A 24,836-nucleotide genomic window follows, 5' to 3' on the forward strand; every position below is an offset into this window, starting at 1 on the left:
CGCAGTATGCCTGGCGGCGAGATTATGGCACACTTGCCCGGTTAACTCTCGTTCTCAAACAGGTGCGAAAGACGTGAAAATTCTCGTTGATGAAAATATGCCCTATGCCCGCGAACTGTTCAGTCGTTTGGGGGAGGTCAAAGCGGTTCCCGGTCGTCCGATTCCCGTCTCAGAACTGGATGATGCGGATGCGTTAATGGTGCGCTCGGTGACGAAAGTCAACGAATCCCTGCTGAGCGGAAAACCGGTTAAGTTTGTGGGGACTGCAACTGCCGGTACGGACCATGTGGATGACGCCTGGCTTGCGCAGTCGGGGATTGGTTTCTCCGCAGCGCCCGGATGTAACGCCATTGCGGTTGTTGAATATGTCTTTTCCGCACTGTTAATGCTGGCGGAACGCGACGGTTTCGCGTTACGCGATCGTACAGTAGGCATCGTAGGCGTTGGCAACGTGGGCGCGCGTTTGCAGGCCCGACTGGAAGCGTTGGGGATCCGCACGTTACTTTGCGATCCACCGCGAGCCGATCGGGGTGACGAGGGCGATTTTCGCTCGCTGGAAGCACTGGTTGAGCAAGCCGATGTGCTGACCTTTCATACGCCGTTGTTTAAAGACGGTCCGTACAAAACGTTGCATTTGGCTGACGAGGCGCTCATAAGCCGACTGAAACCAGGAACCATCCTGATTAATGCCTGCCGTGGGCCGGTCATTGATAATACCGCGTTACTGAATCGACTTAATGCCGGGCAGTCGTTGAGCGTTGTGCTGGATGTCTGGGAAGGCGAGCCGGATCTGAATGTGGCGCTACTGGAGAAAGCGGATATTGGTACGGCACACATTGCCGGTTATACCCTGGAAGGGAAAGCGCGCGGCACCACTCAGGTCTTTGAGGCCTATAGCAAGTTTATTGGTCGCGAACAGCACGTGGCATTGAACACGCTGTTGCCTGCGCCGGAATTCGGTCGTATTACATTGCATGGTCCGTTAGATCAGCCGACGCTGAAAAGGCTGGTGCATTTAGTGTATGATGTGCGCCGCGATGATGCGCCACTGCGTAAAGTCGCTGGAATTCCGGGTGAATTTGATAAACTGCGTAAAAACTATATTGAGCGCCGTGAATGGTCGTCTCTATACGTAATGTGTGACGATGCTGCTGCAGCTACCTTGTTGTGTAAGCTGGGTTTTAACGCCGTTCATCACCCGGCACATTAATGTCTTCTTAATGCTCCCTGTCGAATAATGCGACAGGGACGCTTATGTATTTCTGGAGTAAATCACCATGTCTGAAGGCTGGAATATTGCCATTCTGGGGGCCACGGGCGCCGTCGGCGAAGCCCTGCTCGATACACTGGCGGAACGCCAGTTCCCGGTCGGTGAGATTTATGCGCTGGCACGTAATGAAAGTGCGGGTGAACACCTGCGTTTTAGCGGTAAATCGATCATTGTTCAGGATGTTGCTGACTTTGACTGGACACAGGCGCAACTGGCATTTTTTGTTGCGGGTGCGGAAGCTACCGCTGCCTGGGTAGAAGAAGCCACCAATGTAGGTTGTCTGGTGATTGACAGCAGCGGTCTATTTGCTCTTGAGCCAGATGTTCCGCTGGTGGTACCGGACGTTAACCCGTTCGTGCTGGCTGATTACCGCAACCGTAATGTCATTGCGGTACCCAATAGCCTGACCAGCCAACTGCTGTCTGCGCTGAAACCGCTTATTGATGACGGCGGCGTTGCGCGTATTTCGGTGACCAATATTATCTCTGCTTCCACGCACGGTAAAAAAGCCGTAGATGCCTTGGCAGGGCAGAGTGCAAAACTGCTTAACGGTATGCCGATCGACGACAACGATTTCTTTGGCCGCCAACTGGCGTTCAATATGCTGCCGTTATTGCCAGATCGCGAAGGCAGCGTGCGTGAAGAGCGTCGGATCGTCGATGAAGTGCGTAAAATCATGCAGGACGATGGACTGATGATCTCCGCAAGCATTGTGCAGTCACCGGTGTTTTACGGTCACGCGCAGATGGTGAACTTTGAAGCACTGCGCCCGCTGGCGGCAGAAGAAGCGCGCGATGCGTTTGAGCGTGGCGAAGATATCGTGCTGTCAGAAGCGACCGATTATCCAACCCAGGTGGGTGATGCTTCTGGTTCACCGCATCTTTCTGTTGGCTGTGTGCATAATGATTACGGCATGCCGGAACAGGTTCAGTTCTGGTCTGTTGCTGACAATGTGCGCTTTGGCGGCGCGTTGATGGCGGTAAAAATTGCTGAAAAACTGGTGCAGGAGTATCTGTACTGATGTCAGACCTGCAACAGCCGCCTGTACATAAAATTGCGCTGGGCATTGAATACGATGGCAGCAAATATTATGGCTGGCAGCGTCAGAACGAGGTGCGTAGCGTTCAGGAAAAGCTGGAAAAAGCGCTTTCACAGGTCGCCAATGAGCGCATTAATGTCTTTTGTGCCGGGCGTACAGATGCAGGCGTTCATGGTACGGGACAAGTGGTTCATTTTGAGACCACCGCGCAGCGTAAAGATGCGGCATGGACGTTGGGGGTAAATGCAAATTTGCCTGACGACATTGCCGTGCGTTGGGTGAAAGCGGTTCCCGATGATTTTCATGCCCGATTTAGCGCGACGGCTCGCCGTTATCGCTACATCATCTACAATCATCGGTTGCGTCCTGCGGTTTTAGGTAAAGGCGTCACGCATTACTATGAGTCTCTGGATGCTGAGCGTATGCATCGTGCGGCTCAATGCCTGATTGGTGAAAATGATTTTACCTCGTTTCGGGCAGTACAGTGCCAGTCGCGCACGCCATGGCGCAACGTGATGCACATCAACGTCACGCGTCACGGCCCGTATGTGGTGGTCGATATCAAAGCAAATGCCTTTGTACATCATATGGTCAGGAATATTGTCGGCAGCCTGATGGAAGTAGGTGCCCACAACCAGCCGGAGAGCTGGATAGCAGAGTTGTTAGCGGCGAAGGACAGAACGCTGGCAGCGGCAACGGCGAAAGCGGAAGGTTTGTATCTGGTTGCGGTGGATTATCCTGACCGGTTTGACCTGCCAAAACCGCCAATGGGCCCGCTGTTCCTGGCGGACTAATTCAAAAATGTACTCAACATCGGTCAGGCTGCAGCATACGAACCGGCATCCTGAAAGATGAAGAGTAAAAGGCATAAATATGGACCTGATTTATTTTCTCATCGATTTTATCCTGCACATTGATGTGCACCTGGCTGAGCTGGTCGCGGAATACGGTGTTTGGGTATACGCCATTCTGTTTCTGATTCTGTTTTGTGAAACCGGATTGGTGGTAACGCCGTTTCTGCCTGGCGATTCGCTGTTATTCGTCGCAGGCGCGCTTTCTGCGTTGCCAGGCAATGATTTGAATGTCCATCTGATGGTGGCGCTAATGATTGTGGCGGCGATAGTGGGCGATGCGGTGAACTACACGATTGGTCGGTTGTTTGGTGAAAAACTCTTCAGCAATCCGAACTCTAAAATTTTCCGCCGTAGCTACCTGGATAAAACCCATGCGTTCTACGAACGTCATGGCGGCAAAACGATTATTTTGGCGCGCTTTGTCCCTATCGTTCGTACATTTGCGCCATTTGTTGCAGGTATGGGGCATATGTCCTACCGTCATTTTGCGATGTATAACGTTGCCGGGGCGCTGCTGTGGGTATTGCTGTTTACCTACGCCGGCTATCTGTTTGGCGATCTGCCGGTGGTTCAGGAAAACCTGAAATTATTGATTGTGGCGATTATCGTCCTCTCTGTATTGCCAGGTGTTATTGAAGTGATTCGTCACAGACGTGCTGCGTCACGCGCTGCAAAATAGAAAGTAACTCAGCGGTTCGACCACTTTTTTATCCAAAGTTTCGGGCTGTTATGTTTTAATGTGCAACATTCATGGTCTGTTAGGGGCAAAAATGGCATTATGCGCCCCTTATAACAAAACTGACTAAGGTTCAGGCAGAAAGGTCACCAATGAGCTGGATTGAACGAATTAAAAGCAACATTACTCCCACCCGCAAGGCAAGCATTCCTGAAGGGGTGTGGACCAAGTGTGATAGCTGCGGTCAGGTTTTATACCGTGCTGAGCTGGAACGTAATCTTGAGGTCTGTCCGAAGTGTGACCATCATATGCGCATGTCGGCGCGCAATCGCCTGCATAGCCTGTTAGATGAAGGTTCTCTTGTGGAACTGGGTAGCGAGCTTGAGCCGAAAGACGTGCTGAAGTTTCGTGATTCCAAGAAATACAAAGACAGACTCGCGTCTGCGCAGAAAGAAACTGGCGAGAAAGATGCGCTGGTGGTAATGAAAGGCACACTGCATGGTATGCCGGTTGTTGCTGCTGCATTCGAGTTCTCTTTTATGGGCGGCTCCATGGGTTCCGTGGTTGGCGCACGTTTCGTTCGTGCCGTAGAGCAGGCGCTGGAAGACAACTGTCCGCTGATCTGCTTCTCCGCGTCAGGCGGGGCGCGTATGCAGGAAGCGCTGATGTCACTGATGCAGATGGCAAAAACCTCTGCCGCACTGGCGAAAATGCAGGAGCGCGGTTTACCGTATATTTCTGTGCTGACCGACCCAACAATGGGTGGCGTTTCAGCGAGCTTCGCAATGCTGGGTGATCTCAACGTTGCTGAGCCGAAAGCGTTGATCGGTTTTGCCGGTCCGCGCGTTATCGAGCAAACTGTACGTGAGAAACTGCCGCCGGGATTCCAGCGTAGTGAGTTCCTGATTGAAAAAGGCGCGATTGATATGATCGTTCGTCGCCCGGAAATGCGCCTGAAACTGGCGAGTGTTCTGGCGAAGCTGATGAATCTCCCTGCGCCAAACCCGGATGAACCGCGTGAAGGCGTGGTGGTACCGCCGGTACCCGATCAGGAATCAGAGGCCTGATAGTTTACTCTATGGATTTCGAGTTGCAGGAAGGCAGCAAGAGAGTGCATCCCGATGAACTTACACCGTTAAGTGAGTCGGGCGAGCGAGTACCGCTAACACTCCTGCAACTTGAAAGGCGACGAGTACAAAAGGGCAGGGCCGGTCGGCGCTGCCTTTTGCTTTTCTCAACGTAACGAATCTACGGGCATCATGGACAATAAACGTATTCCTCAAGCCGCGTCGCCCCTGGCGTCGTGGCTTTCTTATCTGGAAAACCTGCACAGTAAAACCATCGATTTGGGCCTTGAGCGCGTCAGTCAGGTCGCCCGTAAGCTGGGCATACTGAAACCTGCGCCTTTTGTTTTTACAGTGGCGGGAACGAACGGTAAAGGTACGACCTGCCGTACGCTGGAGTCTGTACTGACCGCGGCGGGTTACAAAGTCGGGGTGTACAGCTCTCCCCATCTGGTGCGTTATACAGAACGCGTTCGCGTTCAGGGACGTGAGCTCCCGGAAGGCGCACATACCGCTTCTTTTGCTGAGATTGAAACGGCACGTGGCGAAATTTCGCTGACCTATTTTGAATATGGCACGTTGTCGGCGTTGTGGCTGTTTAAACAAGCCCAGCTTGATGTGGTGATTCTGGAAGTGGGTCTGGGTGGACGTCTTGATGCTACCAATATCGTCGATGCTGATGTCGCGGTAGTCACCAGTATTGCACTTGACCATACCGACTGGCTGGGACCGGATCGCGAAAGTATTGGCCGTGAAAAAGCAGGGATTTTCCGCGCAGAAAAACCGGCTATCGTCGGCGAGCCGGAAATGCCTTACACCATCGCGGATGTGGCGCAAGAGACCGGGGCATTTTTACAGCGTTGTGGTGTGGACTGGCGCTATGCCGTCACAGAGAACGACTGGTCCTTTACAGATAGCCACGGTACGCTGGCGCACCTGCCATTACCACAGGTTCCGCAACCGAATGCCGCGACCGCACTGGCTGCGCTTCGGACCAGTGGGCTTAATGTGAGTGAACAGGCCATTCGTGAGGGCATTGAGCAGGCCATTTTACCGGGACGCTTCCAGATTGTGAGCGAGTCGCCACGGGTGATTTTCGACGTCGCCCATAATCCTCATGCGGCAGAATATCTAACCGGACGTCTGAAAAAGTTAGTGAAAAACGGGCGCATACTTGCGGTTATCGGTATGCTACATGATAAAGACATTGCCGGTACGTTGGCCTGGTTGAAAAGCGTGGTTAACGATTGGTATTGTGCGCCCCTGGAAGGGCCGCGTGGTGCGACCGCAGAACAACTGCTGGAGCATCTGGGTAACGGTGAAGCCTATGGCAGCGTTGCTGAGGCATGGCATGCGGCGCTGGCAAATGCAAAACCAGAAGATACCGTGTTGGTGTGTGGATCGTTTCACACTGTCGCACATGTCATGGAAGTCATAGACGTGGGGAGAAGCGGTGGCGAGTAAGTTTCAGAATCGATTAGTTGGCACCATTGTGCTGGTTGCGCTTGGGGTGATTGTGCTTCCCGGGCTGCTTGACGGGCAGAAGAAGCATTATCAGGACGAGTTTGCGGCGATCCCGCTGGTGCCTAAACCCGGCGATCGCGATGAGCCTGATATGATGCCTGCGGCGACGCAGGCTCTGCCGACACAGCCACCTGAAGGGGCGGCAGAAGAGGTACGTGCGGGTGATGCTGCCGCGCCGTCGTTGGATCCCTCGCGCCTGGCGACGACAAGCAGTGCGGATCTTGATCCAATACCGGCGCCTGTCGAACCGCCTAAACCCAAACCGAAGCCGCAACCTGTTGCCGTCACTCCGGCACCGGCGCCTGCGCCAAAACCTGTCGCTGAAGAAACGCCTGCTCCGACAGGGAAGGCGTACGTTGTGCAACTCGGTGCGTTGAAAAATGCCGATAAGGTCAACGAGATCGTGGGTAAACTTCGTGGCGCTGGCTTCCGGGTATATACTTCCCCGTCAACGCCAGTGCAGGGTAAAATCACCCGTATTCTCGTGGGGCCTGACGCTTCCAGGGATAAACTGAAAAACTCGTTGGGCGAGCTGCAGAAAATCTCCGGATTGAGCGGCGTCGTGATGGGTTACAGCCCGAACTAAGGTAGGGTGCCTGATGACGATGCTTCGCGTCTTATCGGGCCTACTGTATCGATATGTTGTAGGCCGGAGAAGGTGCTCGCACCGCTTCCGGCAATGCCCGAAGAGGCAAAAAGTTCGATGGCGTTGAAGATTTTTTCAGCGCCATTTTTATTTACGCGTGGCAAGGAAATCCCTACGCAAACGTTTTCTTTTTCTGTTAGAATGCGCCCCGAACAGGACGACAGGGCGTAAAATCGTGGGACACATATGGTCTGGATTGATTACGCCATTATCGCGGTGATTGGTTTTTCCTGTCTGGTTAGCCTGATCCGTGGCTTTGTTCGTGAAGCATTATCGTTGGTGACTTGGGGTTGTGCTTTCTTTGTCGCCAGCCATTACTACACTTACCTGTCTGTCTGGTTTACGGGCTTTGAAGACGAACTGGTTCGAAATGGGATTGCTATCGCGATACTGTTTATCGCGACACTTATCGTCGGCGCTATCGTTAACTTTGTGATAGGCCAGCTGGTGGAGAAAACAGGGCTGTCAGGTACTGACAGGGTGCTGGGGATCTGCTTTGGTGCTCTGCGAGGAGCGTTGATCGTCGCCGCCATACTGTTCTTTCTCGATACGTTTACCGGTGTGTCGAAAAGTGAAGACTGGAGTAAGTCGCAGCTTATCCCGCAGTTCAGTTTTATCATCAGATGGTTCTTTGACTATCTGCAAAGCTCGTCAAGTTTCTTGCCCAAAGTATAAACTTTGGGTCGTTGCTGAACGAGGAAAAGACGTATGTGCGGTATTGTCGGTATCGCCGGTGTTATGCCGGTAAACCAGTCGATTTATGACGCGTTAACGGTGCTTCAGCATCGTGGTCAGGATGCCGCGGGCATCATCACTATTGATGCCAATAACTGCTTCCGCTTGCGAAAAGCGAACGGGATGGTGAGCGACATTTTTGAAGCTCGCCATATGCAGCGTTTGCAGGGCAATATGGGCATCGGCCATGTGCGTTACCCAACGGCTGGCAGCTCCAGCGCCTCCGAAGCTCAACCTTTTTACGTTAACTCACCGTATGGTATTACGCTTGCCCACAACGGCAACCTGACCAATGCGCATGAGCTGCGTAAAAAGCTGTTTGAAGAAAAGCGCCGTCACATCAACACCACTTCCGATTCTGAAATTCTGCTGAATATTTTCGCCAGCGAGCTGGATAACTTCCGCCATTACCCGCTGGAAGCCGATAATATTTTTGCTGCGATCGCTGCTACCAACCGTCAGATCCGCGGCGCATATGCCTGCGTGGCGATGATTATCGGTCACGGCATGGTCGCCTTCCGCGATCCTAACGGTATCCGTCCGTTGGTGCTCGGCAAACGCGATATTGGCGATGGTCGTACCGAATATATGGTTGCCTCCGAAAGCGTGGCGCTGGATACGCTGGGCTTTGAATTCCTGCGTGACGTTGCACCAGGCGAAGCGGTCTACATCACTGAGAAAGGCCAGCTGTTTACCCGCCAGTGTGCAGATAACCCGGTCAGCAACCCGTGCCTGTTCGAATACGTCTACTTTGCGCGTCCTGACTCCTTTATCGACAAAATTTCCGTCTACAGCGCTCGTGTGAATATGGGCACCAAGCTTGGCGAAAAAATTGCGCGCGAGTGGGAAGATCTGGATATCGACGTGGTGATCCCGATTCCGGAAACCTCATGTGATATTGCGCTGGAAATCGCCCGTATTCTCGGCAAACCGTACCGTCAGGGATTTGTGAAAAATCGCTATGTCGGTCGTACCTTCATCATGCCGGGTCAGCAACTGCGTCGCAAATCCGTACGCCGTAAGCTGAATGCGAACCGCGCTGAATTCCGCGATAAGAATGTGCTGCTGGTGGATGATTCCATCGTGCGGGGAACGACCTCAGAACAGATTATCGAGATGGCGCGTGAAGCGGGAGCGAAGAAGGTGTATCTGGCCTCCGCTGCACCGGAAATCCGCTTCCCGAATGTTTACGGCATTGATATGCCGACGGCGACAGAACTGATTGCCCACGGGCGTGAAGTCGACGAGATCCGCCAGATAATTGGCGCAGACGGTCTTATTTTCCAAGATCTGAACGATTTGATTGAAGCCGTACGCGCTGAGAACCCGGATATTCAGCAGTTTGAATGTTCCGTGTTTAACGGTGTGTACGTGACCAAAGATGTTGACCAGCAATATCTCGATTTTCTGGATACTTTGCGTAACGACGATGCCAAAGCGGTACAACGTCAGAACGAAGTCGAAAACCTCGAAATGCACAACGAAGGTTAATTATCCTTCTTCAGGTAAGGGCGCAGCCGCGCCCTTACTTGCAACTCCTCGCAAAATCCTGCAAAGTCAGCCCTGAAGCAAGAAAGGGCGAATAAACATGAAACGACTCATCGTAGGGATCAGCGGCGCAAGCGGTGCCATTTATGGCGTGCGCCTGTTACAGGTTTTACGTGATGTCGCGGATGTGGAAACCCATCTGGTGATGAGCCAGGCGGCGCGGCAGACGCTGGCGCTGGAAACCGATCTGTCCGTACGTGACGTACAGGCATTAGCAAATGTGAATCACGATACGCGTGATATTGCCGCCAGTATCTCATCGGGCTCTTTCCAGACGGCCGGAATGGTCATCCTTCCCTGTTCAATTAAGACACTCTCTGGCATTGTCCACAGCTATACTGATGGGCTGCTGACCCGTGCCGCTGACGTGGTATTGAAAGAGCGCCGACCGCTGGTGCTGTGTGTCCGTGAAACGCCGCTGCATCTTGGGCATCTACGGCTTATGACACAGGCGGCAGAAATTGGCGCGGTAATTATGCCACCTGTCCCGGCGTTTTATCATCGCCCGCAAACACTTGATGACGTGATTAATCAAACGGTTAATCGGGTACTCGACCAGTTTGATATCAGTCTCCCGCAAGATCTCTTCACCCGCTGGCAGGGCGCATAAGCCGCTCCGTCAGTGTGCGTCGCTGCATTCGTTGCCCTGTTTCAGGGCAATTTTGTAACCGCGATCATATCCTCAACATTTAATTCGTTAAAACACAACGAAACGCTGCGGTTCAACCGTCATACCTGCTATCTTCAAAATCAGGACAATATTGCAACGTTTTATTAACATATTTAACGTCGAATATCCTCATCGACGCGAAAATGGCATAAGACCTGCATGAAAAAGTCTGCAAACACACAACACAACGTAAAACATAATAAAATTACGCCACTTGAGGGTTATGTATGAAGAAGACGGTTCTTGCTTTGTCTTTGCTGGTAGGACTTTCCGCAACCGCGGCCAGCTACGCAGCACTTCCGCAGACAGTTCGTATTGGTACAGATACAACCTACGCACCTTTTTCCTCTAAAGATGCCAAAGGAGATTTTGTCGGGTTTGATATCGATCTCGGCAATGAGATGTGTAAGCGTATGCAGATCAAATGTACCTGGGTTGCCAGTGACTTTGATGCGCTGATCCCCTCGCTGAAAGCGAAAAAAATTGATGCGATCATCTCCTCGCTTTCTATCACTGAAAAACGCCAGCAAGAGATTGCCTTCTCAAACAAACTTTACGCAGCAGACTCGCGTCTGATCGCCGCGGAAGGTTCCCCCATCCAGCCGACGCTTGATTCACTGAAAAGTAAACATGTCGGCGTACTGCAGGGCTCGACTCAGGAAGCCTATGCCAATGATAACTGGCGCAGTAAGGGCGTAGATGTTGTTGCCTATGCGAACCAGGATCTTATCTATTCTGACCTGACGGCAGGCCGTCTGGATGCGGCGCTGCAGGATGAAGTGGCAGCCAGCGAAGGCTTCCTGAAACAACCTGCTGGTAAGGGCTATGCGTTTGCAGGTCCTTCCGTAAAAGACAAAAAATATTTCGGTGACGGTACCGGGATCGGTTTACGTAAAGATGATGTCGAGCTGAAAGCCGCTTTTGATAAAGCGCTGGGTGAACTGCGTCAGGATGGCACCTACGACAAAATGGCGAAAAAGTATTTTAACTTTAATGTCTACGGCGATTAATACGCCGATACGGGAATGGATTGCACCGTAGGGGTTAACCATTACGGTGCATGATGAATTCAGTGCACTGTTTTGGTGCTTTTATCGCTGACTAAATGAGCATGAATGCATACTTAAGCGTTTTTCATGCAAAATAATACTGCCGGCAGGGTAGAATGCTTTGCCTTGTCGGCCTGATTAATGGCACGATAACTGCACCTGGTCCTGTAAAGATCCCCTATAAAGACAGTCTGTTGAGGATAGTTATGAAAAAACTGGTGTTGTCTCTTTCTCTGGTCCTGGCTTTCTCCAGTGCTACCGCAGCATTTGCAGCCATTCCGCAAAAAATTCGTATCGGTACCGATCCTACCTATGCCCCGTTTGAATCAAAAAATGCACAGGGTGAATTGGTTGGTTTTGATATCGATCTGGCGAAAGAGCTCTGCAAACGTATTAATACACAATGTACTTTCGTGGAAAACCCGCTGGATGCACTGATCCCTTCGTTAAAAGCGAAGAAAATCGACGCGATCATGTCTTCACTTTCCATCACGGAAAAACGTCAACAAGAGATCGCCTTTACCGACAAGCTTTATGCCGCTGACTCTCGCCTGGTTGTCGCGAAAGATTCTGCTATCCAGCCGACGATTGAGTCTCTGAAAGGTAAACGTGTTGGTGTGCTGCAGGGCACCACCCAGGAAACCTTTGGCAACGAACATTGGGCGCCAAAAGGTATTGAGATTGTCTCCTATCAGGGCCAGGACAATATCTATTCTGACCTGACTGCCGGACGTATTGACGCCGCTTTCCAGGATGAAGTCGCTGCCAGCGAAGGCTTTCTGAAGCAGCCCGTCGGTAAAGATTACAAATTCGGCGGCCCGTCTGTAAAAGACGAGAAACTGTTCGGCGTCGGTACCGGCATGGGCCTGCGTAAAGACGATAACGAACTGCGCGAAGCGCTGAATAAAGCATTTGCAGAAATGCGTGCTGACGGTACTTACGAGAAGTTGGCGAAAAAGTACTTTGATTTTGATGTTTACGGCGGTTAATCACCGCAGGTGCTGATAAAGCCCATAGAGGGTGGACATGCCGGGGTGATGCCTGATGGCGCGGTGTTTTTCAGGCCTACAGGGTAGCGTGATTTGTAGGCCTGATTAGACGCTGTAGCGTTGCCATCCGTATGAACCCGGTTTGTCGCCGTTCTCAAAAGAGGCTTGTTACTCCACCACACACGACAGGACAGGCAGCATGTTGTATGGCTTTTCAGGTGTTATTTTACAGGGCGCGATTGTTACGCTGGAGCTGGCTCTCAGCTCTGTCGTGCTGGCAGTCTTGATAGGTCTTGTCGGCGCGGGCGCGAAGCTATCGCAAAGTCGGGCAATGGGGCTTATTTTCGAAGGGTATACGACGCTTATTCGCGGCGTACCCGATCTCGTCTTGATGCTGCTCATTTTTTACGGGTTACAAATCGCACTTAATTCAGTGACCGATGCAATCGGGACCAGCCAGATCGATATTGATCCGATGGTGGCGGGGATTATCACCCTCGGCTTTATCTATGGCGCCTACTTTACCGAAACTTTCCGTGGCGCGTTTATGGCGGTTCCCAGAGGCCATATCGAAGCGGCGACGGCATTCGGTTTTACCCGCTCACAGATTTTTCGCCGCATTATGTTTCCGGCCATGATGCGCTATGCCTTACCGGGGATTGGTAATAACTGGCAGGTTATTCTCAAGGCCACGGCGCTGGTGTCGCTGCTCGGTCTTGAAGATGTGGTGAAAGCCACCCAACTTGCCGGTAAGAGCACATGGGAACCGTTCTATTTTGCCGTGGTATGCGGGGTCATCTATCTGGTGTTTACCACTGTATCTAATGGTGTGCTGCTTTACCTTGAGCGCCGCTATTCCGTGGGTGTGAAGAGGGCTGACCTGTGATTGAGATTATTCAGGAGTACTGGAAATCCCTGCTGTGGAGCGATGGCTATCGCTATACGGGCGTGGCGATCACGCTGTGGTTGCTGATCTCTTCCGTGGTGATGGGCGGGATTCTGGCGCTGTTTTTGGCGATCGGCCGCGTTTCCAGCAATAAGTTTATTCAGTTTCCTATCTGGTTATTTACCTATATTTTTCGTGGAACGCCGCTTTACGTTCAGTTGCTGGTGTTTTATTCCGGTATGTACACGCTGGAGATCGTCAAAGGGACGGACTTCCTCAATGCGTTTTTCCGCAGCGGTCTGAATTGCACCGTGCTTGCGCTAACGCTGAATACGTGCGCTTATACCACTGAGATATTTGCCGGAGCTATCCGTTCAGTGCCACATGGCGAGATTGAAGCTGCGCGTGCCTACGGTTTCTCCTCATTCAAGCTGTATCGCTGCATTATTTTGCCTTCCGCATTACGTATTGCGTTGCCTGCATACAGTAACGAAGTCATTTTGATGCTGCACTCTACGGCGCTGGCATTTACGGCCACGGTGCCGGATTTGTTGAAAATCGCCCGCGACATTAACTCGGCAACTTACCAGCCATTTACCGCGTTCGGTATTGCCGCGGTACTGTATTTGATGATTTCGTATGTCCTGATCAGTCTGTTCCGTAAAGCGGAAAAACGCTGGTTGCAGCATGTAAAACCTTCGACGCACTGAGAACATGATGTCTGAGAATAAATTAAACGTAATCGATTTACACAAACACTATGGCGAACATGAAGTGTTGAAAGGGGTGTCGCTGCAGGCCAATGCGGGTGATGTTATTAGCATTATTGGTTCGTCAGGTTCCGGCAAAAGTACCTTTCTGCGCTGCATTAACTTTCTTGAAAAGCCGAGCGCCGGCTCCATTGTTGTAAGCGGCCAGAATATCGCGCTGGTGCGCGACAAAGACGGTCAACTGAAAGTGGCGGATAAAAACCAGCTACGCCTGCTGCGTACGCGACTGACGATGGTCTTTCAGCACTTTAACTTGTGGAGCCATATGACCGTGCTGGAAAACGTCATGGAAGCGCCGATTCAGGTGTTGGGTTTAAGCAAGCAGGAAGCGCGTGACCGTGCGGTGAAGTACCTGGCTAAAGTGGGCATCGACGAACGTGCGCAGGGAAAATACCCAGTGCACCTGTCTGGTGGTCAGCAGCAGCGCGTATCCATCGCGCGTGCATTAGCCATGGAGCCAGAAGTTCTGCTGTTCGATGAGCCGACATCTGCGCTTGACCCGGAGCTGGTAGGCGAAGTGTTGCGTATTATGCAACAGCTGGCTGAAGAGGGAAAAACCATGGTGGTCGTGACCCACGAAATGGGGTTTGCCCGCCATGTTTCAACGCACGTGATTTTCCTGCATCAGGGCAAAATCGAGGAAGAGGGGGAACCAGAGCAGGTTTTTGGTAACCCGCAAAGCCCGCGTTTGCAGCAATTTCTCAAAGGATCGCTGAAATAACGCTGTGATTACCCACAATGTGACGTAGTCAGCCGGGGGCGACCCCGCTGACTATTGACCGCTTTCGAGACGATAAACCCAGTCGTCGTAGGCTATTCCATCAATCTCATACGCTTTTTCCAACACCTGAGTGCGTACAAATCCTGTCTTTTCCAGAATACGCACTGACGCTTTATTCTCCGCTAATACATAGGCGTTTATCGCCGTGACGCTGGTGCGTTGAAAGGCATAGTCGCATACCGCGCGAACGGCCTCGCTGGCGATACCTTTTCCCTGTGCGAGTGGCATGATGGCGTAGCCAAGATCGGCTTCCTGGGGATAAAGGTGGCTAATCTGTAAGCCAATGTCGCCCAGTGCAGTCGGATTGTTATGCTGTCGGATAACGAAGGTATGCTGTGCGGCAAGACGTCTGGCGAATAACAGGCGAGTGTCTTTCGCCGGGGCGATAGAACTCATGAAACGCATAACATCGGGATTCTCGTGCATTCTCAGAAAGAATGACCAGTCGGAGAGTTGATACAAAGAGAGGGTGAGTCGGGGAGTCATTATTATTGCCATCACGTCGCCATTGCGGAAATCAGAAATATCACTTTATCACCGCAACGGCGACCATGAATAGCGTCGGGAACTATCGGATGACATCCGCCAGCGCTTCCTCTAAATCGTACCAACGAAATGCAAAACCGGCAGCCTCCAGCCGTTTGGGTAACGCCCGCTGTCCGCCTAACACCAGCACGGAGGACTCCCCCATCAGTAACCGCATAGCGGTCGCGGGCACGCGTACGATGGCCGGGCGGTTCAGGGCATGGCCCAACGCGTGCGCAAATTGTTCGTTACGCACCGGGTAGGGTGAGACCATGTTGAAGGGGCCGCGTAAATCGTTATCCAGCAACCAGATAATACCGTTGATCATATCGTCGATATGAATCCAGGCCAGATACTGGCGCCCATTACCGATAGGCCCACCTAAGCCCAGGCGAAACGGAGGGATCATCTTCGCCAGAATCCCGCCAGCGGAGGCCAGCACGACACCGGTGCGCAGGAGACACACGCGTGTTTTATCACTTTGCGCACCGCTGGCGATTTGCTCCCATCGGGCGCATAACTTATGGGTAAATTCGTTATGCGGTGGCTCATCTTCCGTGACGACAATTTCGCCTAAATCACCGTAGTATCCAGCCGCAGAACCGGAAATCAGTACGGAAGGCGGCGAGTCACTGGCATTGATCAAATCGACCAGTTTCTGTGTGATACCCCAGCGACTCTGGCACAGACGTTCTTTTTGCTCGGCACTCCAGCGTTTATCTGCGATAGGCTCGCCGGCAAGGTTAATGACAGCGTCTATGTCATTGAGGTTGTGTCTACCCTCGAGCCCTTTCCAAAGCGTGACCCGGGAGACCAGAATCTGTCGGGCTTTATCAGGGGTACGTGTCACAACGGTAATCTGATGCCCCAGTTCCAACAGTCGGGGGATCAGATGGCGTCCAATCAGGCCAGTACCACCGGTTATCAGAATCTGCATGTCGCCTCCCGGATAACGATTAGCGCTGCCAGCTCAACGTCATGGAAACAGAGTCGGCATAACGCAATGCGTGAAGTTTATCGATCTCTACTTCAGCATAAGTGACCCAGTGATGTTCGCGTGCGATATCGAGCACATCTTGAGTTAATTTTTCTAACAATGAGAAGCGGTTACTCTCGACATGCGAAATGATGCTCTTGGTGATCGTGCGATAATTCAGCGCGTCATTGATATCTTCGCTGGTGCGAGCTTTATCGGCGGGGTAGTGGATGGCGATGTTGATGACGATATCCTGTCGGTTAAGAATCTCCTCTTCTTTGATGCCGATAAAGGTGCGCAAACGAAGGTTTTTTATACGAATAATAGCGTCAGGTTGTGACATTGCAGGTTTCCTCCATGTATGAACCTTTACATGATACACGAGAACCTAATTGCGTGACTTCTTCTCACTCTGTCGCTTGTTGCATTGCGCGTTCCGTAGCAGGACGCGTACGGATGCGTTCGTGCCAATTGTTGACCGCCGGATAGTTATCGAGATCGATGCGCTGGCGCTGGTGAGCGTTAATCCATGGCCAGCAGGCGATATCGGCGATGCTGTAGTGATCGCCACCCAGCCAGGGGGAGGTTTCCAGCCGTTTATTCATGACGTTGTACAGACGCTGTGTTTCAACCTGATACCGCTCAATCGCGTACGGGATAGTCTGTGGCGCAAAGTGATTAAAATGGTGATTTTGTCCCAGCATGGGACCCAAACCACTCACCTGCCAGAAAAGCCACTGCAGCGTGGTATGACGTTCACGTAATTCACCACTGAGCAACTTGCCGCTCTTTTCTGCCAGGTAAAGTAAAATCTCGCCCGACTCAAACAGGCTGAGCGGTTTCCCACCGTCTTCCGGAGCATGATCGATAATGGCAGGGATTTTATTGTTTGGAGAGATAGCCAGAAAATCGGGGTGAAATTGATTACCTTTGCTGATATCTACACGGATTAAACGGTACTTCAACTGCGCCTCTTCCAGAAACAACGTAATTTTGTGTCCGTTAGGCGTTGGGGTGTAGTAGAGATCAATCATCTTAACTCCCGTTTTCTACATTGTGTCTGGTAATAACAAGTATATACCCTAAATAATTCGCGTTGGATGAAGCCCGTATGGCCGGGCAAAAGCCAGCGTACAGGCAACGTAAAGTATGAAAGGGCAACCAGCGCGCGTGCGTGAGTTTTCCTCAGGTGACAGACTCAGAAAGACTCTATATTTTGAAAGTAAGCTAATACACTTCTGAGGATACTATGAGCAAACCTGCAATTACGCTGTGGTCAGATGCTAACTTTTTCTCCCCGTACGTGTTGTCTGTTTATGTCGCTCTGCAAGAGAAAGGGCTGCCTTTCACACTGAAAACTGTCGATCTCAGCAGTGGCGAGCATTTACAGCCGTCCTGGCAAGGGTATGCGCTCACGCGTCGCGTACCGGTGCTTGAGATTGATGGTTTTGAACTGAGCGAATCCTCGGCGATTGCAGAGTTTCTTGAAGAGCGTTTCGCGCCGCCGCAGTGGGAACGAATTTACCCTCACGATATCCAAAAACGGGCCCGCGCTCGTCAGGTTCAGGCCTGGCTGCGTAGCGATCTGATGCCTGTACGCGAAGAGCGTGCAACGGACGTGGTCTTTGCTGGTGTGAAGAAAGGTCCGCTCAGCGAAGCAGGGCGGTTGAGCGTAGAAAAACTGTTCGCTACAGCGAGCAGCTTACTGGCTCATGGTAAGCCCAATTTATTTGGTGAATGGTGTATCGCAGACAGTGATTTAGCGCTAATGCTTAATCGTCTGGTGCTTAACGGCGATGATGTCCCGGAACCGTTGGCTGAATATGCTGCGTTCCAGTGGCAACGTGCGTCAGTACAGCGTTTTATTGCGCTTTCAGCGAAGCGTTCCTACTGATCATCAGGCCGTAATCCAGTATTATTAAAAGGTATTTTACGACGAGGAGTGAGTGATGAAACTGATGTTCGCATCGGACATTCATGGTTCGTTGCCAGCCACGGAATGCGTTCTTGATCGATTTGCTCAAAGCGGTGCGCAATGGCTGGTGATATTGGGTGATGTATTAAATCACGGGCCGCGTAATGCGTTGCCGGAAGGCTATGCGCCCGCTCAGGTTGCTGAGCGTCTGAATGAGCATGCTTCGCGTATTATTGCGGTGCGGGGCAACTGTGACAGCGAAGTGGACCAAATGCTCCTGAATTTTCCGATAACCGCGCCCTGGCAGCAAATTCTGACAGAAAAGCAGCGTCTTTTTTTGACGCACGGACATCTTTTTGGTCCGGGAAATCTTCCCCCCCTAAGTCCCGGGGATGTGCTGGTTTATGGGCATACTCATCTGCCCGTTGCCGAGAAACGTGAGCATATCTATCATTTTAACCCAGGGTCGGTCAGCCTTCCGAAGGGGGGCTTTAAGGCAAGCTATGGGATTCTGGATGATGACATTCTCAGCGTAATGGCACTCAATGATCAAAGTATCATTGCACAGATAGAGATTAATCCGTAATTTACCCCACAAACGTAAACGCGCCGTAAGAGCGCTAGAGAAAAGAAGGTTTCCTGATGGTGGAACAGCGTCGTTTGGCAAGTACGGAATGGGTGGATATTGTGAATGAAGACAACGAAGTCATTGCACAATCCAGCCGGGAACAAATGCGGGCGCAATGCTTACGTCACCGTGCAACGTACATCGTTGTGCATGATGGCATGGGAAAAATTCTGGTTCAGCGTCGCACAGAGACAAAAGATTTTCTACCTGGAATGCTGGATGCCACTGCTGGCGGCGTCGTTCAGGCAGATGAGCATCTTCTGGACTCTGCTCGTCGTGAAGCAGAAGAGGAACTGGGCATTGCGGGTGTACCGTTTGCCGAGCACGGGCAGTTTTATTTTGAAGATAAAAACTGTCGTGTGTGGGGGGCGCTCTTTAGCTGTGTTTCCCACGGACCGTTTGCGCTCCAGGAAGAAGAAATCAGCGAAGTTTGCTGGCTGACGCCGGAAGAAATCACCGCGCGCTGTGACGAATTCACGCCGGATTCACTGAAAGCGCTGGCGCTGTGGATGACCCGTAACGCGAAGAATGAAACCGCCGCGGCGGAAGAAACAGACTAATACTGTTTTGCACAGTAAAAAGGCAGCCTGATGGCTGCCTTTTTTGTCTCATTACCGGATAACCTGTTCGATTATCCGGCGAGATATTACTGCTGCTGCTGAGAAGACTGGATCGCAGTCAGAGCGATGGTGTAGACGATATCATCTACCAGCGCACCACGAGACAGATCGTTCACCGGCTTGCGCATACCCTGCAGCATCGGCCCGATGGAGATCAGGTCGGCTGAACGCTGTACCGCTTTGTAGGTGGTGTTACCGGTGTTCAGATCCGGGAAGATGAACACGGTAGCGCGACCTGCAACCGGAGAGTTCGGCGCTTTGGATTTCGCAACGTCAGCCATCACAGCGGCGTCGTACTGCAGCGGGCCGTCAATCATCAGGTCAGGACGTTTTTCCTGCGCCAGACGTGTCGCTTCGCGAACTTTCTCTACATCGCTACCCGCACCAGAGGTACCGGTGGAGTAGGAGAGCATTGCTACGCGCGGTTCGATACCGAAGGCAATCGCGGATTCAGCAGACTGGATGGCGATTTCGGCCAGCTGTTCTGCAGTCGGATCCGGGTTGATCGCGCAGTCGCCGTAAACATAAACCTGATCCGGCAGCAGCATGAAGAACACGGAAGACACCAGGGAGCTACCCGGTGCAGTTTTGATCAGCTGCAGCGGCGGACGAATGGTGTTCGCGGTGGTGTGAACGGCACCGGATACCAGACCGTCAACGTCGTCCTGTTCCAGCATCAGAGTACCGAGAACCACGTTGTCTTCCAGCTGTTCGCGGGCAACGGTTTCGGTCATCCCTTTGTTTTTACGCAGTTCGACCAGGCGAGCAACGTAGCTTTCGCGAACCACATCCGGGTCAACGATTTCTACGCCTGCACCCAGCTCAACGCCCTGAGATGCGGCAACGCGAGTGATCTCATCCGGGTTCCCCAACAGTACGCAAGTCGCGATACCACGTTCAGCACAGATGGCTGCCGCTTTAACGGTACGTGGTTCGTCGCCTTCCGGCAGAACAACACGTTTACCGGCTTTACGCGCCAGTTCAGTCAGCTGATAACGGAATGCTGGCGGAGACAGACGACGGCTACGCTCAGAGGTCGCCGTCAGAGATTCGATCCAGTCAGCGTTGATGTAGTTCGCAACGTATTCCTGAACTTTTTCGATACGCTCGTGATCGTCAACCGGAACTTCCAGGTTGAAGCTCTGCAGGCTCAGGGAGGTCTGCCAGGTGTTGGTGTTTACCATGAATACCGGCAGACCGGTTTCGAATGCACGTTCGCACAGTTTAGTGATGCGCGCGTCCATTTCGTAACCGCCAGTCAGCAGCAGGGCACCGATTTCCACGCCGTTCATTGCTGCCAGGCATGCTGCAACCAGTACGTCCGGACGGTCAGCGGAAGTGACCAGCAGAGAACCTGCACGGAAGTGTTCCAGCATATGCGGAATGCTGCGTGCGCAGAAAGTCACAGACTTAACGCGACGGGTATTGATATCGCCTTCGTTAACGATGGTGGCGTTCAGGTGACGCGCCATATCGATTGCACGTGTTGCGATCAGATCAAAGCTCCATGGCACCGCGCCGAGAACAGGCAGTGGGCTGGATTCTTGCAGTTTTGCCGGATCAACTTTGATCACTTTCGCTCTGGAGGAGTCGTCGAAAATCTCGGACAGATCCGGGCGAGTACGGCCCTGCTCATCAACCGGTGCGTTCAGTTTGTTAACGATAACGCCGGTGATGTTGGTGTTTTTGGCGCCGCCGAAGCTGCTACGAGTCAGTTCAATACGCTCGTTCAGCTGTTCCGGGGTGTCAGTACCCTGAGACATAACGAAGACGATTTCTGCGTTCAGCGTTTTCGCGATCTCAAAGTTCAGGGACTGAGCGAACTGATGCTTACGGGTTGGAACCAGGCCTTCAACCAGCACCACTTCAGCGTCTTTGGTGTTCGCGTGATAGTTCGCGATGATCTCTTCCATCAGCACATCTTTCTGATTGCTGGAAAGCAGAGATTCAACGTGGCTCATCTTCAGCGGCTCAGCAGCCGGCAGAGAAGAGTTAGCACGTACGATAGCGGTAGTCTGGTCTGGCGCATCGCCACCGGCGCGCGGTTGAGCGATTGGCTTAAAGACGCTCAGACGAACGCCTTTGCGTTCCATAGCGCGGATCACGCCGAGGCTGACGCTGGTCAGGCCGACGCTGGTTCCGGTAGGGATCAGCATAATAATACGGGACACGGTTTATCCTCTTTCGTTACCGCCCGTTTCAGGCGGGTTACAAAACGGCACCACCAGCTCCCGTCATACTTCAAGTTGCATGTGCGTTGGCTTTCTTCGCTCACCCCAGTCACGTACTGGTGTACGCTCCTGGGGATTCGCTACGTCGCCGCCTTCCTGCAACTCGAATTATTTAGGGTGTAGCTGGCGGTGTGAAATCAGGCAGTCAGACGGCTCGCGTCTTGCGCGATAACCAGTTCTTCGTTGGTTGGGATAACCACCGCAGGACGGGTACCTTCTTTGTTGATGAAGCCAGATTTGCCGAAACGAGCGGCCAGGTTACGTTCGTGATCAACTTCAAAGCCCAGAACGCCCAGTTTGCCCAGAGACAGTTCACGCACCATCGCTGCGTTTTCGCCGATACCGCCGGTGAAGACAACAGCATCCAGACGACCATCCATCAGCGCGGTGTAAGAACCGATGTATTTCGCCAGACGGTGGCAGTAAACGTCCATTGCACGTTTAGCGTCTTCTTTGGTGGTGTAGTTATCTTCAACATAACGGCAGTCGCTGGTGACTTCGGTCAGACCCAGCAGGCCAGACTCTTTGGTCAGCATTTTGTTGATCTGGTCAACGCTCATGCCCAGGGTGTCGTGCAGGTGGAAGATGATCGCCGGGTCGATGTCACCGGAACGTGTACCCATCACCAGACCTTCCAGCGGGGTCAGACCCATGGAGGTATCAACACATTTACCGTTACGGATAGCAGAAACAGAACCGCCGTTGCCCAGGTGGCAAGTGATGATGTTCAGTTCATCAACCGGTTTGTTCAGCATTTTTGCCGCTTCCTGAGTCACGAAGAAGTGGCTGGTACCGTGTGCGCCGTAACGACGAACGCCGTGCTCTTTGTACAGGCTGTACGGCAGAGCGTAGAGGTAAGATTCTTCCGGCATAGTCTGATGGAACGCAGTGTCAAATACAGCCACGTTTTTGTCTTTCAGATTAGGGAAGGATTTCAGTGCTTCTGCAATACCGATCAGGTGAGCCGGGTTATGCAGCGGAGCGAAAGAAGCAGAATCTTTGATGCCCTGGATAACGGAATCGTCGATCACTACGGAGCTGGTATACTTCTCGCCGCCGTGTACGATACGGTGACCAATTGCTGTCAATTGCGCAGACAATTCTGGTTTTTGTGCCAGAATAGTGTTAACGATAAAGTTCAGCGCTTCACTGTGAGCGGCGCCTGCACCTAAAGCCGCTTCTTGTTTACCGCCGTCCATTTTCCACTTGATACGTGCTTCTGGGAGATGGAAACATTCGGCTAAACCAGAAAGGTATTCTTCACCGTTTACTGCATCGATGATGGCAAATTTCAGTGAGGAGCTACCGCAGTTCAGAACCAGTACTAACTTACTCGACATGGAAGTACCTATTTATGATACGTGGCTAAAAAAACGTCAGGAGCCATAGAGCGTAGCGCATGATGACACCGACGTTTATGATTAACATCATGCGCCATTCTTTTTTTGGGCACGATGGAATAAATACCTTTGAGTCTATGTCATTTTGCGTATTTTTCAGCCAATGGCATACTGTATGCCAATTTGACGACTCAATGATTTTGGACTAAAGGCCTTACAGGCCGACACAGGATACCTGATTGTGGGTATCGAAGACAAAATGTTTTGAACGATGTCCCGTGTAGTTGTTGTTTTGCACAAATTTTTTAATTTTTATATGTGAAGTTGAGGTAACCGCCATGTCCACACCGGATAATCGCTCCGTAAATTTTTTTAGTTTGTTTCGCCGGGGGCAGCATTATGCAAAGACGTGGCCGATGGAAAAGCGCTTAGCGCCCGTTTTTGTTGAGAATCGCGTGATTCGTATGACGCGTTACGCGACGCGTTTCATGCCGCCTATCGCCGTATTCACCTTATGCTGGCAAATTGCATTGGGCGGTCAGTTGGGACCGGCCGTGGCCACGGCGTTGTTCGCGCTGAGTTTGCCAATGCAGGGCATGTGGTGGCTGGGTAAGCGCTCGGTTACGCCGTTGCCGCCTTCGATTCTCAATTGGTTTTATGAAGTTCGGGGTAAATTACAAGAGGCCGGGCAGGCGCTGGCACCCGTTGAAGGGAAGCCTGATTACCAGGCGTTAGCTGACACGCTTAAGCGCGCCTTCAAACAACTGGATAAAACTTTCCTCGATGATTTGTAATTGATCCCTGATTACGCATATAAAAGAAGGCACAAGATGCCTTCTTTTTTTTCATCTCAGTAGTAGTGATACAGGAGTCCCAAATGGAAATGACCAACGCTCAACGTCTTATTTTGTCTAACCAGTACAAAATGATGACTATGCTCGACCCTGGCAACGCCGAGCGTTATCGTCGCTTGCAGACGATTATTGAACGCGGTTACGGCTTGCAGATGCGCGAGCTTGATCGTGAGTTTGGTGAATTAACGGAAGAAACCTGCCGTACGATTATCGATATTATGGAGATGTATCACGCATTACATGTGTCCTGGACTAACCTTAAAGATGCGCAAACCATTGATGAGCGCCGCGTGACGTTTCTGGGCTTTGATGCCGCAACAGAAGCCCGTTTCCTCGGGTACGTCCGTTTTATGGTGAACGTGGAAGGTCGCTATACCCATTTTGATGCCGGCACGCATGGCTTTAATGCCCAAACGCCGATGTGGGAAAAGTATCAGCGTATGCTGAACGTCTGGCATTCCTGCCCGCGTCAGTATCATCTGAGCTCAAATGAAATTAACCAAATCATTAATGCCTGAGGGGGCGAGCGTGCAGTGCAAAGGCTTTCTGTTTGATCTGGACGGAACACTGGTTGATTCCCTTCCAGCAGTAGAACGAGCATGGTGTAACTGGGCCGACCGCTTTGGCCTTGATCACGATGAAGTGCTGGGCTTTATTCATGGCAAGCAGGCGATTACGTCCCTGCGACACTTTATGGTGGGTAAGTCTGAAGCGGAGATCGCCGCAGAGTTTACGCGTCTGGAGCAAATAGAAGCGACTGAAACTGCCGGGATCACCGCGCTGCCTGGCGCGATTGAATTACTGAATCACCTGAATAAAACGGGGATTCCCTGGGCGATTGTGACTTCAGGTTCAATGCCGGTGGCGCGGGCGCGTCATCGTGTTGCGGGCCTTCCTGCGCCAGAGGTGTTTGTCACTGCCGAACGCGTGAAAAGAGGTAAGCCAGAACCCGATGCGTACCTGCTAGGCGCTCAGCTGCTTGGTTTGACGCCACAAGAGTGTGCCGTGGTCGAGGATGCGCCAGCAGGCGTGCTTTCCGGGCTTGCGGCAGGGTGTCATGTTATTGCGGTTAACGCCCCGGAGGAGACTCCGCGTCTGGATGAGGTAGACTTTGCATTGACCAGTCTGGAACAGATTTCTGTGACCAAACAACCCAACGGAAATGTGGTCGTGACAAGAAATACCTGATTATGATTTAGCCCCAGATTGTTGGGGCTTTTTTATGGCAGAATCAGTCCATCCCCCT

At 52.0% G+C, this 24,836-nt stretch carries 27 protein-coding genes; 21 read left to right on the forward strand and 6 right to left on the reverse strand.

The window, feature by feature from the left end; genetic code table 11:
* The first annotated feature begins 73 nt into the window (after positions 1-73).
* The 15 genes from pdxB (at position 74) to hisP (ending at position 14,441) form a co-directional block, all read left to right on the forward strand.
* Positions 74-1,210 (forward strand): 4-phosphoerythronate dehydrogenase PdxB, encoded by a 1,137-nt coding sequence (gene pdxB / locus N7268_RS16870; protein ID WP_260863786.1) that lies wholly within the window; start codon positions 74-76, stop codon positions 1,208-1,210.
* 67 nt (positions 1,211-1,277) lie between these two features.
* A complete protein-coding gene (locus tag N7268_RS16875; RefSeq protein ID WP_260863787.1) occupies positions 1,278-2,291 on the forward strand; it encodes an aspartate-semialdehyde dehydrogenase in 1,014 nt (337 codons plus the stop codon).
* Positions 2,291-3,103, forward strand: a complete 813-nt coding sequence (truA, locus tag N7268_RS16880) for a tRNA pseudouridine(38-40) synthase TruA (protein WP_260863788.1) — start codon at positions 2,291-2,293, stop codon at positions 3,101-3,103. Before N7268_RS16875 ends, truA begins: the two co-directional genes overlap by 1 nt.
* A 79-nt stretch (positions 3,104-3,182) precedes the next feature.
* Positions 3,183-3,842, forward strand: coding sequence for a DedA family protein (locus N7268_RS16885; protein WP_198903484.1), 660 nt, complete (start codon positions 3,183-3,185; stop codon positions 3,840-3,842).
* A 149-nt stretch (positions 3,843-3,991) separates the two neighbouring features.
* Complete coding sequence (gene accD, locus N7268_RS16890) at positions 3,992-4,906, forward strand: acetyl-CoA carboxylase, carboxyltransferase subunit beta (protein ID WP_198903485.1); 915 nt, start codon at positions 3,992-3,994, stop codon at positions 4,904-4,906.
* Positions 4,907-5,098: 192 nt separating this feature from the next.
* Complete coding sequence (gene folC, locus N7268_RS16895) at positions 5,099-6,367, forward strand: bifunctional tetrahydrofolate synthase/dihydrofolate synthase (protein ID WP_260863789.1); 1,269 nt, start codon at positions 5,099-5,101, stop codon at positions 6,365-6,367.
* Positions 6,357-7,013, forward strand: a complete 657-nt coding sequence (gene dedD / locus N7268_RS16900; protein WP_198903487.1) for a cell division protein DedD — start codon at positions 6,357-6,359, stop codon at positions 7,011-7,013. The genes folC and dedD overlap by 11 nt, the downstream gene beginning before the upstream one ends.
* A gap of 246 nt (positions 7,014-7,259) precedes the next feature.
* Complete coding sequence (cvpA, locus tag N7268_RS16905; RefSeq protein WP_096756345.1) at positions 7,260-7,748, forward strand: colicin V production protein; 489 nt, start codon at positions 7,260-7,262, stop codon at positions 7,746-7,748.
* A 33-nt stretch (positions 7,749-7,781) separates the two neighbouring features.
* Positions 7,782-9,299, forward strand: coding sequence for an amidophosphoribosyltransferase (gene purF / locus N7268_RS16910; protein ID WP_198903488.1), 1,518 nt, complete (start codon positions 7,782-7,784; stop codon positions 9,297-9,299).
* 97 nt (positions 9,300-9,396) lie between these two features.
* Entirely contained in the window at positions 9,397-9,966 is a 570-nt protein-coding gene (locus N7268_RS16915) for a UbiX family flavin prenyltransferase (protein ID WP_260863790.1), read from the forward strand.
* 287 nt (positions 9,967-10,253) lie between these two features.
* Positions 10,254-11,036, forward strand: a complete 783-nt coding sequence (gene argT, locus N7268_RS16920) for a lysine/arginine/ornithine ABC transporter substrate-binding protein ArgT (protein ID WP_198903490.1) — start codon at positions 10,254-10,256, stop codon at positions 11,034-11,036.
* A gap of 245 nt (positions 11,037-11,281) precedes the next feature.
* Positions 11,282-12,064: a histidine ABC transporter substrate-binding protein HisJ gene (gene hisJ / locus N7268_RS16925; RefSeq protein ID WP_003028120.1), complete on the forward strand. Its 783-nt coding sequence runs from the start codon at positions 11,282-11,284 to the stop codon at positions 12,062-12,064.
* Positions 12,065-12,263: 199 nt separating this feature from the next.
* The gene (locus N7268_RS16930) at positions 12,264-12,950 is read left to right on the forward strand and encodes a histidine ABC transporter permease HisQ (RefSeq protein ID WP_198903491.1); all 687 of its coding nucleotides are present in this window, start codon (positions 12,264-12,266) and stop codon (positions 12,948-12,950) included.
* Positions 12,947-13,660: an ABC transporter permease gene (gene hisM, locus N7268_RS16935; protein WP_198903492.1), complete on the forward strand. Its 714-nt coding sequence runs from the start codon at positions 12,947-12,949 to the stop codon at positions 13,658-13,660. The genes N7268_RS16930 and hisM overlap by 4 nt, the downstream gene beginning before the upstream one ends.
* Positions 13,661-13,667: 7 nt before the next feature.
* Entirely contained in the window at positions 13,668-14,441 is a 774-nt protein-coding gene (hisP, locus tag N7268_RS16940) for a histidine ABC transporter ATP-binding protein HisP (RefSeq protein WP_260863791.1), read from the forward strand.
* A 51-nt stretch (positions 14,442-14,492) separates the two neighbouring features.
* Here hisP and N7268_RS16945 read toward each other — a convergent pair whose 3' ends face one another.
* The 4 genes from N7268_RS16945 to yfcG all read right to left on the reverse strand — a co-directional run bounded on the left by N7268_RS16945 (position 14,493) and on the right by yfcG (position 17,036).
* On the reverse strand, positions 14,493-14,999 hold the full coding sequence (locus N7268_RS16945) for a GNAT family N-acetyltransferase (protein WP_260863792.1): 507 nt from the start codon (positions 14,997-14,999) through the stop codon (positions 14,493-14,495).
* A gap of 70 nt (positions 15,000-15,069) precedes the next feature.
* Positions 15,070-15,963: a TIGR01777 family oxidoreductase gene (locus N7268_RS16950; RefSeq protein WP_260863793.1), complete on the reverse strand. Its 894-nt coding sequence runs from the start codon at positions 15,961-15,963 to the stop codon at positions 15,070-15,072.
* A 19-nt stretch (positions 15,964-15,982) separates the two neighbouring features.
* Complete coding sequence (gene folX, locus N7268_RS16955; RefSeq protein WP_005129505.1) at positions 15,983-16,345, reverse strand: dihydroneopterin triphosphate 2'-epimerase; 363 nt, start codon at positions 16,343-16,345, stop codon at positions 15,983-15,985.
* A gap of 64 nt (positions 16,346-16,409) precedes the next feature.
* Positions 16,410-17,036, reverse strand: a complete 627-nt coding sequence (yfcG, locus tag N7268_RS16960; RefSeq protein WP_260863794.1) for a GSH-dependent disulfide bond oxidoreductase — start codon at positions 17,034-17,036, stop codon at positions 16,410-16,412.
* A gap of 215 nt (positions 17,037-17,251) precedes the next feature.
* Between yfcG and yfcF the strand changes: the two genes are divergently transcribed.
* Genes yfcF through yfcD form a run of 3 tightly spaced genes read left to right on the forward strand, consistent with a single transcriptional unit; the run spans position 17,252 to position 19,105 of the window.
* Positions 17,252-17,896 (forward strand): glutathione transferase, encoded by a 645-nt coding sequence (yfcF, locus tag N7268_RS16965; protein WP_260863795.1) that lies wholly within the window; start codon positions 17,252-17,254, stop codon positions 17,894-17,896.
* Positions 17,897-17,951: 55 nt separating this feature from the next.
* Positions 17,952-18,503, forward strand: a complete 552-nt coding sequence (gene yfcE / locus N7268_RS16970; protein WP_260863796.1) for a phosphodiesterase — start codon at positions 17,952-17,954, stop codon at positions 18,501-18,503.
* Between the two features lie 59 nt (positions 18,504-18,562).
* Positions 18,563-19,105 carry an NUDIX hydrolase YfcD gene (gene yfcD / locus N7268_RS16975; RefSeq protein ID WP_198905356.1) on the forward strand — a complete coding sequence of 181 codons (543 nt, stop codon included), beginning with the start codon at positions 18,563-18,565 and terminating at the stop codon, positions 19,103-19,105.
* A gap of 86 nt (positions 19,106-19,191) precedes the next feature.
* Here yfcD and pta read toward each other — a convergent pair whose 3' ends face one another.
* Together pta and ackA are read right to left on the reverse strand one after the other, a co-directional pair.
* Positions 19,192-21,336 carry a phosphate acetyltransferase gene (gene pta, locus N7268_RS16980; RefSeq protein WP_260863797.1) on the reverse strand — a complete coding sequence of 715 codons (2,145 nt, stop codon included), beginning with the start codon at positions 21,334-21,336 and terminating at the stop codon, positions 19,192-19,194.
* Positions 21,337-21,533: 197 nt separating this feature from the next.
* Positions 21,534-22,736 carry an acetate kinase gene (gene ackA / locus N7268_RS16985; RefSeq protein ID WP_198903500.1) on the reverse strand — a complete coding sequence of 401 codons (1,203 nt, stop codon included), beginning with the start codon at positions 22,734-22,736 and terminating at the stop codon, positions 21,534-21,536.
* A 338-nt stretch (positions 22,737-23,074) separates the two neighbouring features.
* Here ackA and yfbV point away from each other — a divergent pair, with 338 nt between their 5' ends.
* From yfbV to N7268_RS17000, 3 genes are all read left to right on the forward strand, one after another.
* Complete coding sequence (gene yfbV / locus N7268_RS16990; RefSeq protein WP_045445597.1) at positions 23,075-23,530, forward strand: terminus macrodomain insulation protein YfbV; 456 nt, start codon at positions 23,075-23,077, stop codon at positions 23,528-23,530.
* A gap of 83 nt (positions 23,531-23,613) precedes the next feature.
* Complete coding sequence (locus N7268_RS16995; protein ID WP_198903502.1) at positions 23,614-24,108, forward strand: YfbU family protein; 495 nt, start codon at positions 23,614-23,616, stop codon at positions 24,106-24,108.
* On the forward strand, positions 24,101-24,778 hold the full coding sequence (locus N7268_RS17000; RefSeq protein WP_260864691.1) for a sugar phosphatase: 678 nt from the start codon (positions 24,101-24,103) through the stop codon (positions 24,776-24,778). Before N7268_RS16995 ends, N7268_RS17000 begins: the two co-directional genes overlap by 8 nt.
* Positions 24,779-24,836: the final 58 nt, after the last annotated feature.

The organism is Citrobacter sp. Marseille-Q6884 (assembly GCF_945906775.1).
Taxonomy (GTDB): domain Bacteria; phylum Pseudomonadota; class Gammaproteobacteria; order Enterobacterales; family Enterobacteriaceae; genus Citrobacter.

Bases quoted from the DNA above. Each gene is read 5' to 3' on its own strand.
- N7268_RS16875 (WP_260863787.1), top strand. From the start codon at position 1,278: ATGTCTGAAGGCTGGAATATTGCCATTCTGGGGGCCACGGGCGCCGTC.
- truA (WP_260863788.1), top strand. From the start codon at position 2,291: ATGTCAGACCTGCAACAGCCGCCTGTACATAAAATTGCGCTGGGCATT.
- N7268_RS16885 (WP_198903484.1), top strand. From the start codon at position 3,183: ATGGACCTGATTTATTTTCTCATCGATTTTATCCTGCACATTGATGTG.
- accD (WP_198903485.1), top strand. From the start codon at position 3,992: ATGAGCTGGATTGAACGAATTAAAAGCAACATTACTCCCACCCGCAAG.
- folC (WP_260863789.1), top strand. From the start codon at position 5,099: ATGGACAATAAACGTATTCCTCAAGCCGCGTCGCCCCTGGCGTCGTGG.
- cvpA (WP_096756345.1), top strand. From the start codon at position 7,260: ATGGTCTGGATTGATTACGCCATTATCGCGGTGATTGGTTTTTCCTGT.
- purF (WP_198903488.1), top strand. From the start codon at position 7,782: ATGTGCGGTATTGTCGGTATCGCCGGTGTTATGCCGGTAAACCAGTCG.
- N7268_RS16915 (WP_260863790.1), top strand. From the start codon at position 9,397: ATGAAACGACTCATCGTAGGGATCAGCGGCGCAAGCGGTGCCATTTAT.
- argT (WP_198903490.1), top strand. From the start codon at position 10,254: ATGAAGAAGACGGTTCTTGCTTTGTCTTTGCTGGTAGGACTTTCCGCA.
- hisJ (WP_003028120.1), top strand. From the start codon at position 11,282: ATGAAAAAACTGGTGTTGTCTCTTTCTCTGGTCCTGGCTTTCTCCAGT.
- N7268_RS16930 (WP_198903491.1), top strand. From the start codon at position 12,264: ATGTTGTATGGCTTTTCAGGTGTTATTTTACAGGGCGCGATTGTTACG.
- hisP (WP_260863791.1), top strand. From the start codon at position 13,668: ATGTCTGAGAATAAATTAAACGTAATCGATTTACACAAACACTATGGC.
- N7268_RS16945 (WP_260863792.1), bottom strand. From the start codon at position 14,999: ATGGCAATAATAATGACTCCCCGACTCACCCTCTCTTTGTATCAACTC.
- N7268_RS16950 (WP_260863793.1), bottom strand. From the start codon at position 15,963: ATGCAGATTCTGATAACCGGTGGTACTGGCCTGATTGGACGCCATCTG.
- folX (WP_005129505.1), bottom strand. From the start codon at position 16,345: ATGTCACAACCTGACGCTATTATTCGTATAAAAAACCTTCGTTTGCGC.
- yfcG (WP_260863794.1), bottom strand. From the start codon at position 17,036: ATGATTGATCTCTACTACACCCCAACGCCTAACGGACACAAAATTACG.
- yfcF (WP_260863795.1), top strand. From the start codon at position 17,252: ATGAGCAAACCTGCAATTACGCTGTGGTCAGATGCTAACTTTTTCTCC.
- yfcE (WP_260863796.1), top strand. From the start codon at position 17,952: ATGAAACTGATGTTCGCATCGGACATTCATGGTTCGTTGCCAGCCACG.
- ackA (WP_198903500.1), bottom strand. From the start codon at position 22,736: ATGTCGAGTAAGTTAGTACTGGTTCTGAACTGCGGTAGCTCCTCACTG.
- yfbV (WP_045445597.1), top strand. From the start codon at position 23,075: ATGTCCACACCGGATAATCGCTCCGTAAATTTTTTTAGTTTGTTTCGC.
- N7268_RS16995 (WP_198903502.1), top strand. From the start codon at position 23,614: ATGGAAATGACCAACGCTCAACGTCTTATTTTGTCTAACCAGTACAAA.
- N7268_RS17000 (WP_260864691.1), top strand. From the start codon at position 24,101: ATGCCTGAGGGGGCGAGCGTGCAGTGCAAAGGCTTTCTGTTTGATCTG.